Raw genomic sequence first — 13,908 nt, 5'->3', positions numbered from 1 at the left:
TTATAAAGTAAATATTTAAGTTATTAATGTGGGTTGTAAGCGAGTATAAATAAAAAAGGTCTATCCCGATCAGATAAAACTGATTGAAACAGACCTTGATAAAAATATCTAAAAAGCCTAAACCGCGTCTGACAATGACGTAAACGTAAAGTCCCTGATGCGCATTGGCGGAACCATCATGTTGCTGTCTGTACGTTGTGGTATACCCAGCTCATCCAGGTTATTCAGCATAATTACCGGGCTTTCATTAAAACGGAAGTTTTTAACCGGGAACTTGATCTGGCCATTTTCGATATAAAAAGTACCATCACGGGTTAAGCCGGTATAAAGCTGTGTTTGTGGGTCAACTGCGCGGATGTACCATAAACGGGTGACTAGAATACCGCGCTCTGTTCCTTTTATTAATTCTTCCAGCGTGGCTTTACCGCCTTCCATAATCAATCCATCGGCAGGTGGTATTGCTTTTACACCTTTCTTATCGGCCCAATAACGAGAGTACGACAAGTTTTTTACCTCCCCTTTATCAATCCAAACTGTTTTCTCCAACGGGCGGCCATCGCCCGCCCAGGTACTGGTTGGCATTTCGGCATACATCGGGTCTGAGTAAATGGTTACTTTATCATCCACCAGTTTCTCGCCAATGCGTGTACCACCACCCGGTTTGCTTAAAAAGCTACGGCCTTCATCGGCGCTGCGGGCATCAAAGCCACGCATCATATTTTGAATTAATGTTACGGCAGCTTCGGGCTCCAGTATTACGGTGTATTTACCGGGCTCAATAGCTTTGGCCGTTATAGAATCTGTCGCTTTTTTTGCCGCGGTGCTTGTAGCCGCTTCTACATTAAGCTTAGCCACATCATTATAAGCCCTGGCAGCATAACCAGATCCTTTACCATCGGGCGTGCGCAAAGTGATATTAAAGCTTACATTAGTAAACGTATTATAAGCGAACAACCCTTTTGAGTTCATCATGGCCGAAAACCCAGTCACGTTATTGTAGAAACCTGCGGCACTTAACTTACCAGCATCGGCAATAGCCAAACTTTTGGCAACGGCTTGCATCCGTATTTCGGGATCGATAGCTGCTGTGGCCGGTATAAACATCTTAGACTCCTGGTACTGCTGCGGGCCAAGCATCGGCATGTGTTCCGAGTTTTCGGGAGCCAGTTGAGCCAGCTCTTCTGCCCTGCGTACACCTCGTTCTATGGCCGCATCACTCAGCTCATTAATGGTAGCTGAGCCTACCTTTTTACCGAACACAGACTCAATCTCGAGTGTCGTTTTGCTGATACCACCACTCGTAGAAACCGAGCTGAGCGCATAGCGAATATTACCACTATCGGTACCCGTAATGTTTACCTCGCATTCATCAGCTTTTGAGAAACTCAGTACCTTTTTTAATAAAACTTGAACCTGCTCTTTAGTCATTATAGCCATATCAGATTTTTCTTGAAGTGTTAATTACGTTAACCCCGTTAAAACGGGCAGTTGATGCACCATGCGATACCGAACTTATTTGCGCCGGCTGCCCCTTACCATCAAAGAATGTTCCGCCTAAACGGTAATCTTTTTCATCGCATATCGCAGTACACGAATTCCAGAACTCCTGGGTGTTTGATTGGTAAGCCATATCCTTAACCATACCGGTGATCTCGCCATTCTTAATTTCATAAAACAGCTGACCGCTAAACTGGAAATTATAACGCTGCTGATCGATAGAGTAAGAACCATCGCCAATGATATAGATACCTTTCTCTACATTCTTTATCATATCGGCAGGCGACATTGGCTTTTTGCCCGGTTGCAGCGAAATATTTGGCATGCGCTGAAACTGCACATTATCCCAGCTTTGGGCATAGCAGCAACCCTGCGATTCCTGTAAACCAATGATATGCGCCTGATCGCGGATGGCCTGGTAATTTACCAGCACACCGTCTTTAATAATATCCCATTTTTTAGCGCCTACACCTTCATCGTCATATCCTACGGCACCCAGCGATCCCGGCTGAACTTTATCGCCCACAATATTTACCAGGTTACTCCCGTAGTTGAATTTGCCCGATTTCCATTTATCTAAAGTAAGGAAACTGGTACCGGCAAAGTTAGCCTCATAACCCAACACGCGGTCAAGCTCCGAAGGGTGACCGGCTGATTCGTGAATAGTCAGGTAAAGATTGGTTGGATCGAGTACCAAATCATACTTACCCGGCTCTATTGATTTAGCGCTATGTTTTGCAGTTGATTGCTGAGCGGCAAGTTTAGCATCCTCAATCATATCATAGCGGTTGCGGTACAAGGTTGTTTGGCTATGTACTTTTTCTGATTCTTTGGGTGTAAGATATTCATACCCCATACCTACCGGAGCACCCAGCGAATTTCGGGTTTGAAACTTACCACTCGCCTTATCTATTTTGGTAACCTGGAAAATCGGCCACAGGCGGTGAATATCCTGATCGATGTATGAACCATCGGTAGATGCAAAATACTTTTCTTCCTTAATCACAAACATGGCCGAGTTAACAAAGCTGGCACCGTTTTGCAGTGCCGTATCGTTAACTTTCAAAAGCAGATCAATCTTATCCTTTATCGGCACGCTGAAAGCATCAATTTCAATTGGTGTTTTCCAGCTTACATCGCCGTATCCTTTTTGCGGGGCCAGTTGCACGGGCTGCTTCAGAATCTTTGAGTTTACCTTGGCAATTTGTACAGCTTGCTTGGCAGCGGCAGCGATACTCTCATTACTAATATCGCTCGAAGCGGCAAAGCCCCAGCACCCATTGGCAATTACCCGGATACCCACACCCGATGTTTCTGTGTTACCCACGTTTTGCACCTTATCCTCACGCGTGGCTATATTTTGGTTAAGCGTGCGCTGTATACGGATATCGGCATAAGTTGCTCCGGCAGATTTAGCCGCATTGAGTGCAACATCGGCCATTCGCTTTTTAATGGCAACATCTAAACCCGGTAAAACAACATCATTGGGGATTGGGGTACCAAAAACAGGCATTTTGGCAAGCATTGCAGCGGTAAAGCTCATGACCGAGAGATAAAGGAAGTCTTTTCTTTTCAAAATGGTAAGATTTGTTCCTTAAATCTATCTATTTTTCAACAAAAGCAATACTTTATTTACAATACAATACAGATTTTTAGCTATTTACATATAAAAGTTACAAACAGAAATAACTTTACTTACTGAAGAATCAAAAACAACAGCTACTCACTTCACCTAACCCACAAAACTACCCGGCGTAACACCGGTATAGTACAAAAAATTGTGATGAAAGTGACTTTGATCGTAAAAACCGGCTTCGAAAGCCGTTTCAACAAGCGAATGGTTTTGGTTCATCAGTCGCCGTGCACATTCAACCCTTAAAATGGTAAGATAAACATTGGGCGTAACTCCCGTATGCTTTTTAAACTGCCTGATGAGCTGAAACTTATCTATGTGAAATTTACCTGCTATGGTATCAAGATTCAATTTTTGAGTTATGTGATCTGCAAGATAGGCTTTGATCTCATCGAGCTTTTCTGATGATGAGATGACCGAAGCCTGTAAGCTATTATCGGTTGATCTTTGATATACACTGTATAGAAAAGATGTAATTCTATCTTCTACATCACTCTCCTTATTTTCATGGATATTAATGTAGTGGTTAAAAAGTTCTTCATCTTGTACAACGGGTACAAACGCACTATCCGCTTTTATTTCACTACCTTTTAACAGGTGATCTACAAAATCAGGACTAAGGTACATACTCTTAAAACTCCAGCCCAGATCGGCAATCGGGTGATGTGCATGCATTTGCCCCGGCTTAATTAAAAAGATGGAATGCGGCGCTACGATAAACTCTTTATTAAGCAGGTTAAATTGCTGGATCCCGTTAACCGATACCCCTATCGTATATTCTTCATGGAAATGATCGGGGAAACTGTGCGTAAAGTTTTCGCCGCTGGTAAAAGCGATGTTATCGAAACGGGTATTTTTCCAGCTGCTAATCATCTTTCAATTCAAAAATAACCAAAATTACTATAGCATTTTAATCAACTCCTGGTTGCCATTTAAAAGGTAAAAGGCAATAAATGTCATCGGTTCAGAATCGGAGTAATTGCTGAATTGCGCAATATGCACATCGGCAGGTTCGTAGAAAGCATCACCTGTATTCAGGATCAGCTCTTCCTCGCCTTCAACCTGCATAATGGCTGTACCTTTGGCAATATACCCGGTTACCGGGCATGGATGCAGATGCAGCCCGGCTTTCTGACCAGGGGCTAAAGTAATCTCTTTAATTTCTACTGATGTTACTGTACGCTCACCCAGGTTGGCAGTAAGCAGCGGTTTGCGTATAATGTTATTTGATTGTTCCATACTGTCAATTACTTTATCATTTGGGCAATTCCCCGACCGAAAGACCAATCTTCGAGCGAAGTTTCATTTAAAAATATGAGTACATCATCGGCATTCACCAATGTGCGTTCGCTTATCTTTTTCGCGATAGCCGCGTAGAGCGCTTTCTTCATCTCAACTGTACGCCCTTCCTTACAAGTGATATACACATAAACCAAATTAGCCGTATGCGGAATATCGAAGTATTCATCAGGAAAAATGAGATTGTCCGGTTCAACGGGATGGATTACCTGGAAATAATCCTTTTCGGGAACCGAGAAAATATCTATTAAACTTTCATGAACTGAAAACGAGATCTGCTGTTTTACATCGCGGGTAAAAGCAGCAGGCAGGTATATATTTACAAATGGCATAGCGAATATTTTTATACAAGATTAAGTGGTTTGGATATTACTGTCTTGTAAAATATTGCGTAGTGGAGGATTGTTTTAAGGAAGCAGAAGATATTAGAATAATTACATTTTGTACCCGAGCTTTTTAATAAACGAATTTGTCATTTCGAACTCTTGAAGGGTGGGGATTGTGTAGGGCAAGGGTGAGAAATCTTATACTACATACATTATTGCAGAACTTCAGGGCGCAGAAGATTTCTCCTCACCCCCAACTCACAATTCCTCGCTGGCTCGTTCGAAATGACAAAGTTTTTATGAACTACTGCGCCACTGTTGGTATTGTCACCAACAACCTGACTGAATTGAATATCTTATGATTGTTGGTAACAACACCAACAATGGCGTAGAAAATGAAGTCGATGCTATCACCACTCCAAAAACGGCCTAACAGCCAGATTAGAGTTAGCATAACGCATTTCATCTGTCACCTCATCGGTTATCCACGTAGGTTTCTCAAATACTTCGTGTTCATCTTCTAACTCTATCTCGGCAACAACCAACCCTTTGTTAGGGCCTAAAAATTCGTCTACCTCCCAAACCCGGTTTCCGGCAGGGAATTTATAGCGGATCTTTTCTGTACCGTTTTGGGTAAACTGATCAAGCATCGCTTTAGCATCAGCTAAAGGAATTTCATATTCAAACTCACTTCTGCTAATGCCTTTGGTTCTACCCTTCAGGGTGATATAACCATGTACACCTGCAATTCTAACCCGTACTGTACAATTATCATCACTTGGGATATACCCTTGCTGATAATGTAGCCCTTCTGGCTTTTCGAGTTTTTCCCAGGCTTTCTGGTCTACCAAAAACTTACGTTCTATTTCTACTCCCATTGCTTATCAATGTAAATTATTTTTACTCACTCGGGTGCGAATTCGCAACATCATGCTTAGCAGAAACCAGGTATTTAACTATCAGCGTCCCCACAATAATAAATCCGGCTACCGAAAGTAATGAACTCATGGTAATGGCATGCACAATTGCAGCCGCACCGCCATTGGCCATAGCGCCAAATACCGCAACACCGGTTGCTCCGGCTGCCTGCCGGGTGGTATTCAACACAGCCGATGCCGTGCCCGAACGTGTTTTGGCTACGCTGGCCAGTATCCCGGTAGTCATAGCTGGTACCGCCATACCCATACCCAGCGGAATGGTTATAAAAGGAAAAAACAGCTGCCAGTAAGGGGTATCAGCATGTGCAATTAACAATCCGGCGAAGCCTAAAGTAACAACCACCAGGCCAATTAAAACCGGTAAACGTGTACCGTGCGAGGTCATTATTTTACCACTAATCAAATTCGAGATAATAAAGCCCGCCGTTAATGGTAAAAATGCCATGCCCGCCGCCAACGACGAGTAATGCAACACATCCTGTAAATACAAACTCAGCACAAACACAGTACCGTAATAGGCACAGTTCAGCATCATGCCCAGTAACACCAGTACATTAAAATTGGAGTTGGAGAACAAATCGAGCGGTAATATCGGTGCTACGGCACGCTTCTCAATCCAAAGAAATAGCAGCAACATAACACCGCTGAAGATCAGTCCGCCAAATATCCATGGGTTATTAAAACCCAGGTGGTGCCATTCAATTATAGAAGCAATCAGCGCAGTAATAGTCAGCATCCAGGTAAACTGGCCGGGGATATCGAAACCTTTGTCTGGATGCTTTTCGCTTTCGTTTAGTTTAATGCTCAGCAATAAACCCAGCAGGCAAAGCGGGATGTTTACAAAAAATATCATGCGCCAGTTACTCACATGCATGAGCAGGCCCCCTAAAATTGGCCCGGCGGCAATGGATACTCCACCGGCTGCAGTCCACATGGCAACGGCGCGGCCACGCTGGGCTTTATCATGTTCGAAATTTTGATTGAGGATGGATAAGGAACTCGGGATCATGATGGCAGCACCTATCCCCTGTAACACGCGGAAGCCAATGAGGCTTGGTGCATTCCAGGCAAAACCGCAACCCACAGAGGCAATACCGAATATCAGTATACCCAGTTGAAACAATCGCTTGGCGCCCAACAGATCGGCCATACCACCAGCAGAAAGCATCAATACAGCAAATGCAATGGTATAGGCATCAACAATCCACTGTAATTCGCTTACATCGGCAGTAAATGATTTAGAGATTTGGGGCAGGGCAATGTTTACAATCGATACATCGAGCTGCGATACCACAAAGGCAAGGCTGGTAGTACCTACTATAAAGCCGAAAGATAATGCTGGCTTGTTAGTCATGTTTTCCACAGGGTTGGTAATGCGGGCAAAAGTAGAGTTTATAAATCCGTACAGCTAACCTATTCGCAATATTGACCTTGTAATGAGATTAAAAAAATGTTAAAAAAAACTCACGATTTAGTCGGCCTCATAGCTAACAAAATTGGTAAATTTGTTCTCTTCTTTTTTTGAACGACAGGGATTAGTTATGCCAGATTTTTCGCACTTACACGTACATACTCAGTTTTCATTGTTAGACGGCGCGGCCGACATTAGCAAGCTTTATAAAAAAGCTGCCGCTGATGGTATGAAGGCTCTGGCCATTACCGACCACGGTAACATGTTTGGTGTGTTTAAATTTGTGGCCGAAGCAGGCAAGCATAACGTTAAACCCATTGTAGGCTGCGAGTTTTACGTGGTTGAAGACCGCCACAAAAAGCAATTTACCAAAGAGAAAAAAGACGTACGCCACCACCAGCTCTTCCTGGCCAAAAACGCCGAAGGATATAGAAACCTAATTAAACTTTGCTCTTACGGTTACATGGAAGGCTTGTACAGCAAGTGGCCGCGTATTGATAAGGAGCTGATTTTAAAACACCACAAAGGCTTAATTGCTACCAGCTGCTGTATTGGTGCATCTGTCCCCCAGGCTATTTTAAAGAAAACTGAAGAAGAGGCAGAAAACGAGTTTAAATGGTGGCTGGATCTGTTTGGCGAGGATTACTACATCGAGCTGCAAAGGCACGAGATCCACGAGCAGCAGATTATTAACGATACCCTGCTTAAATACGCCAAAAAGCATAATGTAAAAGTAATTTGCTCTAACGATTCGCACTATGTGGATCAGCAGGATGCCAATGCACACGATATTTTGCTGTGCGTAAACACCGGCGATATGCAGAGCACCCCTATTGCGACTGACGAGGAAGGAGGCAAAGGCTATCGTTTCGGTTTCCCTAACGACCAGTTTTATTTTAAAACGCAGGCCGAGATGGGCAAGCTGTTTCATGACATTCCCGAATCGTTAGATAACACCAACGAGATTGTGGATAAGGTTGATGTGCTGAAGCTGAAACGCGACATCATGCTGCCCAACTTCCCTATCCCCCCGGAGTTTGCCATACACACCGGCCCCGAAGCGGATGTGATGAACCAGTGGGAGTTTCTGAAAGATATGACCTTCCGCGGCGCAAAAGAGCGCTACAAAGATATTACACCCGATGTTGAAGAGCGGATCAACTTCGAACTCTTCACTATCCGCACCATGGGTTTTGCGGGTTACTTCCTCATCGTGGCCGACTTTATTAAAGCAGGGCGCGACATTGGCGTGTTCATCGGCCCTGGTCGTGGTTCTGCTGCCGGTTCAGTGGTAGCCTATTGTACCGGGATCACCAACATCGACCCAATGAAGTACAACCTCCTGTTCGAGCGTTTCTTAAACCCGGACAGAAAGTCGATGCCCGATATTGATACGGATTTTGATGACGAGGGCCGCCAAAAGGTTATTGACTACGTGGTTGATAAATATGGTAAAAACCAGGTAGCGCAAATTATCACCTACGGCTCCATGGCTGCCCGTACTAGTATCCAGGACGTGGGCAGGGTGTTGGATATGCCGCTCTCTGAGGTTAACTTAATGAAAAAGCTGGTACCCGACACATTGGGCATCACGCTGAAAGCCGCTATTGAACAGGTACCCGAGTTACAGGAAATTTACAAAAGCCCTGATTTGCGCGGTATTGTACTTCGCGAGGCCGAAAAGCTGGAAGGTTCGGTACGTAACACAGGCGTACACGCGGCGGGTATCATTATTGCGCCTGACGACTTAACTAACATTGTTCCGGTTGCTACAGCAAAGGATTCTGACCTGTTGGTTACACAATATGATGGCCGTGTAATTGAGGATGCAGGTGTAATCAAGATGGACTTTTTGGGTCTGAAAACGCTGACCATTATTAAAGGTGCGTTACGGATGATTAAGCTGAACCACGGTGTTGATATTGATATAGATTATATTCCGCTGGACGATCAGCGCACTTTTGAGCTTTACCAGCGTGGCGATACCAACGGTACTTTCCAGTTTGAAAGTGAGGGTATGCAAATGTACCTGCGCGATTTGAAACCCGATAAGTTTGAGGATTTAATTGCCATGAATGCCCTGTACCGACCGGGCCCTATTGAGTACATCCCCAACTTTATTAAGCGTAAGCACGGCCAGGAACCCATTACCTTCGATTTGGCCGACATGGAAGAGTACCTGGGCGAAACTTATGGTATTACCGTGTACCAGGAGCAGGTGATGCTTTTATCGCAAAAGCTGGCAGGCTTTAGTAAAGGTGATGCCGACGTTTTGCGTAAGGCGATGGGTAAAAAACAAATTGAGGTTCTAAACAAAATGGAAGCCCAGTTTATGGATGGCGCTGTTGCCAAAGGCCACGCCAAAGATAAACTGACCAAAGTTTGGACCGACTGGAAAGCATTTGCCCAGTACGCGTTCAACAAATCGCACTCTACATGTTATGCATTTGTTGCGTACCAGACAGCCTATTTAAAAGCCCACTACCCTGCCGAGTATATGTCGGCGGTATTGAATAACCAGAATAACATTGAGAAGATCACCTTCTTTATGGACGAGTGCCGCCGCATGGGTATCATGGTGTTAGGGCCGGATATCAACGAGTCGGACATGGCATTTACGCCGAACAAAAAGGGTGAAATCCGCTTTGGTTTCTCAGGCATTAAAGGCGTAGGTGATAAAGCCATTGAAAGTATTATTGAAGAGCGCAATGAAAAAGGGCCGTATGTATCCATTTACGACTTCGCCAAACGATCAAATGGCCGAAACGTCAATAAAAAATCGTACGAAAACCTGGTTTACAGCGGGGCATTCGATGGCTTTAACTTGAAACGCGCTCAGTTTTTCGCTAAAACAGAGAACGGCCTGTTAACCGGCATCGAGCGGATGATCAAATTCTCCAACGATTATCAGAACACCCAAAACAGTTCGCAATCATCATTATTTGGCGGCTCTGTAGCCTCTTACATTCCTGAACCTCCTATGCCGGAGTGCGAAGAATGGCCGTTGATTGAAAAGCTGAAATACGAGAAAGATGTGATCGGTATCTATCTGACTGGTCACCCGCTGGATAACTATAAACTGGAATTACAGCGTTTCTGCAACAGTAATGTTCAGGATTTGAAACTGATGGTAAAGGCCCGCTCTGGTGAGGGTGGCGACGATATTCAACAAGCCTTTGCCGACCTCCGCAAAAAAGGCGAACTAAGCATTGGCGGGCTGATGGGTAACGTACAGCACCGTATGACCAAGACCGGCAAACCATTCGGCACCTTTGTGCTGGAAGATTATAACGAGTCGTACGAGTTTGCTTTGTTTGGCGATGATTATATCAAGTTCCGCAACCTGATGTCGGAGGGTTACTTTGTACATATTAAGGGTAACATTGAAGAAAAATTCCGCCAGAAAGATAACTGGGATTTGCGAATCGCAACCATTTCCCTGCTTTCGGAAATGCGCGATAAGTTTACCAAATCGCTTACCGTACACATCGATCTGCATAACCTTAACCAGCAATTACTGCAAGGCCTGCAACAAGCGGTTGATACCAATACCGAAAAGTATCCGTCTAAAAATTGCACACTCAAATTTTTAGTGAGGGATGACGAAGGATATAATATCCAGATGCCATCCAAATCAATCAAAGTAAACCCGAGCGATGATCTGTTAGAAGAGATCATGGCGTTAACTCATGTAGCACCAGTACTCGCGTAATCATTTCTATATCCTATTAAAAATAGCGCTTATCACCACAAATGATAAGCGCTATTTTTTTACCTTTTCTTAAAACGGCAGCACCATCCTGTTAACCCAAAAGAAAAGCCACCCTTTCGAAGTATAAATATTTATTAATAAGTAATTTAAGGCAAATATTTGCCGGTTTTGTTACTCAAGTTTTACACACATAGCAATACAGGATGCTTAATTTTAGGCACATTATAAACCATCCTGATATTTATGTTCCGCTCCTACCGTTTTAAAGGGTTTACGATCCTTTTTTTAAGCCTTTTTTTTACATTTTCTTCCGAAGCCAAAAACAAAGATTTAGACAGCCTCAAGAAGATCAAGAACCTGGATTCGGCCATGTTTTATGCTGATCAGCTAATAGCCAAAGCCCAAAAGAACCATGATCAGTTACAGCAAGCCCGCATCATTTACTTACAATCTAAAATTGCTTATAAACAAGGCAAAATAGCAAATGCATTAACTTACGCACAGCACGCCTTAAAGCTCACCAACCCTACAGACTCCAACACCTACGCTAATTCATCAACCATGATTGCCTATATGCTGAGCAAGCAAGGCAAAGATATAGAAGCCCTAAAAGTGGCCTTCAAAATTTTGAACGAGACAGAACAGCACGGATGGAAAAGATTAACAGTATTAAGCCAGGCTTGTATTGCCGATATATACCGCAACATGCACGATATTAAACAGGCATTGCCTTATGCAACTAAAGCAGCCGATGGTGCAATTGCGGTAAAAGATTCGTCATTGTATCTATTCAGCCTAAGTACTTTGTCTAACCTGTATTCAGACAAAACCATACGTACACCGGCCAATATGGTTAAGGCTATAAAATACATGGAGATTATTTTAAACCCACCGCTTGAGCACCTGCTTACTTCATTTGATAAGGCGCGTTACCTGAGTAACCTGGGCCGCCTATACGTTACGGTGGATGATAAACGTGACGAAGATGTATTGCGCCAATCACTTGCAATTTCCCAAAAAGAAAACTTTCCCTTGTTAGAAAAACCTGCACTCATTGAACTGCAAACGTTGTACGTACATCAGAAGCGCTACAAAGAGGCTATAGCTTACGGCGAAAAGGCTTTGGTGGTAGATTCGGCAGAGAGTGGTATCAATCAGCTCAATAACATTTACAATCATTTAAGCGAAGCTTATGAAGGCCTAAACAATTACAAACTGGCCTATCAGTATTACCGAAAAGCGACTATTTTAAACGACAGTATAACCTCTATCGAAAAAACAAAAAACGCTGCCGAGCTTGATAGAAAATACAATGCTGATAAACGTTTACTAATAGCCGGTGCCCAAACCAAATTATTTCAGCAACAACGTAACTATCTTATACTGCTTGCCCTGTTTATTGCCGTGGCTTTGGTTGCTACTTATTACTGGCTGGTTTCGAAACGAAAACGTGAAGCTGCCTTTATGATTAAAGAACGCGAACAACTCGAAAAACTGGACGAACTTAAAACCCGGTTCTTTGCCAATATAAGCCACGAGCTGCGTACGCCCTTAACTTTAATTATGGGGCCAGCCAGCCAGCTTTTGGAGCAAGATGTTAATGATAAAGTTGAAGAGAAACGTTACCTGCAAACCATCCTCCGTAACGGCAATAAACTTTTAAACCTGTTGAATGAACTGCTTGATTTAGGCAAACTCGAAGCCGGCAAACTACAGCTAAAATTAAAACCCGTTGCCTTAGCCTCTTTTATTAAAATACAACATGAGGGTTTTGCCTCTGCAGCAATTTACAAACAACTCAATTATGAACTGATTAGTGACATTGACGAAAGTTTATTTACAAATCTGGACCAGGAGAAATTTGAAAAGATAAGCAACAACCTTATTGGCAATGCTGTGAAATTTACGCCGTCAGGCGGCTCAATTAAAGTGACGGTAACAACCAATAACAATGCATTTATTTTCAGCGTAGCTAACACAGGTGATGGCATCCATCCCGACGATATGGCAAACATATTCGACCGATACTACCAGGGGCATAGTGAAGAACAACAAATACAGGGCGGCACCGGCATAGGCCTGGCAATAGTGCGCGAGTTTACAGAGTTAATGAATGGCAGTATTACCATTGATAATCATTGGAAAGAAGGTGTGACATTTAAAGTCACCATTCCGCTTGTTAAGCCGGGGATACAAATAGTTGCAACCCCTCCCGTTGTGATTGCGGGCGATGCAGTTTATACCCATCCTGTAACCACCGGCGATAAAACATTGGTGATGGTTGTGGAAGATAATCATGAAATGGCCGCTTACATTGCCGGCATTTTATCCTCTGCACATACCCTGATAATTGCCAATAATGGGTTACAGGCGCTTGATATGCTTAATGGCATGCAACAGTTGCCCAAGCTTATTATTTCAGACGTAATGATGCCCGAAATGGATGGCTTTACGCTTTTAGAGAACTTAAAGCAAAATGATACATATTGTACCATCCCGGTAATTATGCTTACGGCATTAACAGACCATCAGCATAAACTTAAAGCACTGCACATCGGTGTGGACGATTATTTAACCAAACCATTTTTTAAAGACGAGTTAATGGCCCGTGCAACAAACCTTATCCAAAACGCAGCTGCCCGGTTCGAAGCCACCGGCCCAAATACAGATGAATTGTTACCAGGAGGAACCGAGATAATTGCAGATGAAACCGGAACGCTGCATGTTTCACCAACCGATCTCCGTTGGCTTTCTGAATTGGAAACCGAAGTTAGAAAACACATCGGCAAAACAGACCTTAACCTGTACATGCTCAGCGATGCTGTTGCCATTAGCGAGCGTCAGTTGTTCCGGCGGATAAAAGCAATTACCGGGCTTACGCCAAATAAATATATCCGCACCATCAGGTTGCAAATTGCCCGCGAAGCTATCGAAAGCGGCAGGTACCGTACCCTTGCAGAGATCTCGTATGCGGCAGGCTTTGATACACCGGCATACTTCAGTAAATTATTTAAAGAACATTACGGCCGCGAGGTTGGCGAACTACTATAAAAAGCTTAGAAAAACATACAGAGAACCGTCATCGAGCGGTT

At 43.6% G+C, this 13,908-nt stretch carries 9 protein-coding genes; 2 read left to right on the top strand and 7 right to left on the bottom strand.

Features of this window, described 5'->3' with window-relative positions; all coding sequences use genetic code 11:
• Positions 1 to 117: 117 nt before the first annotated feature.
• The 7 genes from PQO05_RS08105 to PQO05_RS08075 all read right to left on the bottom strand — a co-directional run bounded on the left by PQO05_RS08105 (position 118) and on the right by PQO05_RS08075 (position 7,047).
• A complete protein-coding gene (locus tag PQO05_RS08105) occupies positions 118 to 1,437 on the bottom strand; it encodes a TldD/PmbA family protein (RefSeq protein WP_273632198.1) in 1,320 nt (439 codons plus the stop codon).
• 1 nt (position 1,438) lies between these two features.
• On the bottom strand, positions 1,439 to 3,073 hold the full coding sequence (locus PQO05_RS08100) for a TldD/PmbA family protein (protein ID WP_273632197.1): 1,635 nt from the start codon (positions 3,071 to 3,073) through the stop codon (positions 1,439 to 1,441).
• 156 nt (positions 3,074 to 3,229) lie between these two features.
• Positions 3,230 to 4,003: an AraC family transcriptional regulator gene (locus PQO05_RS08095; RefSeq protein WP_273632196.1), complete on the bottom strand. Its 774-nt coding sequence runs from the start codon at positions 4,001 to 4,003 to the stop codon at positions 3,230 to 3,232.
• A gap of 27 nt (positions 4,004 to 4,030) precedes the next feature.
• The gene (locus PQO05_RS08090) at positions 4,031 to 4,369 is read right to left on the bottom strand and encodes a cupin domain-containing protein (protein WP_273632195.1); all 339 of its coding nucleotides are present in this window, start codon (positions 4,367 to 4,369) and stop codon (positions 4,031 to 4,033) included.
• 8 nt (positions 4,370 to 4,377) lie between these two features.
• A complete protein-coding gene (locus PQO05_RS08085; protein WP_273632194.1) occupies positions 4,378 to 4,761 on the bottom strand; it encodes a tautomerase family protein in 384 nt (127 codons plus the stop codon).
• 404 nt (positions 4,762 to 5,165) lie between these two features.
• A complete protein-coding gene (locus PQO05_RS08080; RefSeq protein ID WP_273632193.1) occupies positions 5,166 to 5,633 on the bottom strand; it encodes a CYTH domain-containing protein in 468 nt (155 codons plus the stop codon).
• 22 nt (positions 5,634 to 5,655) lie between these two features.
• A complete protein-coding gene (locus PQO05_RS08075) occupies positions 5,656 to 7,047 on the bottom strand; it encodes an MFS transporter (protein ID WP_273632192.1) in 1,392 nt (463 codons plus the stop codon).
• Positions 7,048 to 7,234: 187 nt separating this feature from the next.
• Between PQO05_RS08075 and dnaE the strand changes: the two genes are divergently transcribed.
• Both dnaE and PQO05_RS08065 read left to right on the top strand, forming a co-directional pair.
• Entirely contained in the window at positions 7,235 to 10,816 is a 3,582-nt protein-coding gene (gene dnaE, locus PQO05_RS08070; protein ID WP_273632191.1) for a DNA polymerase III subunit alpha, read from the top strand.
• 243 nt (positions 10,817 to 11,059) lie between these two features.
• On the top strand, positions 11,060 to 13,867 hold the full coding sequence (locus PQO05_RS08065; RefSeq protein WP_273632190.1) for an ATP-binding protein: 2,808 nt from the start codon (positions 11,060 to 11,062) through the stop codon (positions 13,865 to 13,867).
• Positions 13,868 to 13,908: the final 41 nt, after the last annotated feature.

It is taken from the genome of Mucilaginibacter jinjuensis, assembly GCF_028596025.1.
GTDB classification, from domain to species: domain Bacteria; phylum Bacteroidota; class Bacteroidia; order Sphingobacteriales; family Sphingobacteriaceae; genus Mucilaginibacter; species Mucilaginibacter jinjuensis.
The sequence above is the reverse complement of the archived record's forward strand: the minus strand, read 5'-3'. Positions and strand labels throughout refer to the sequence as shown.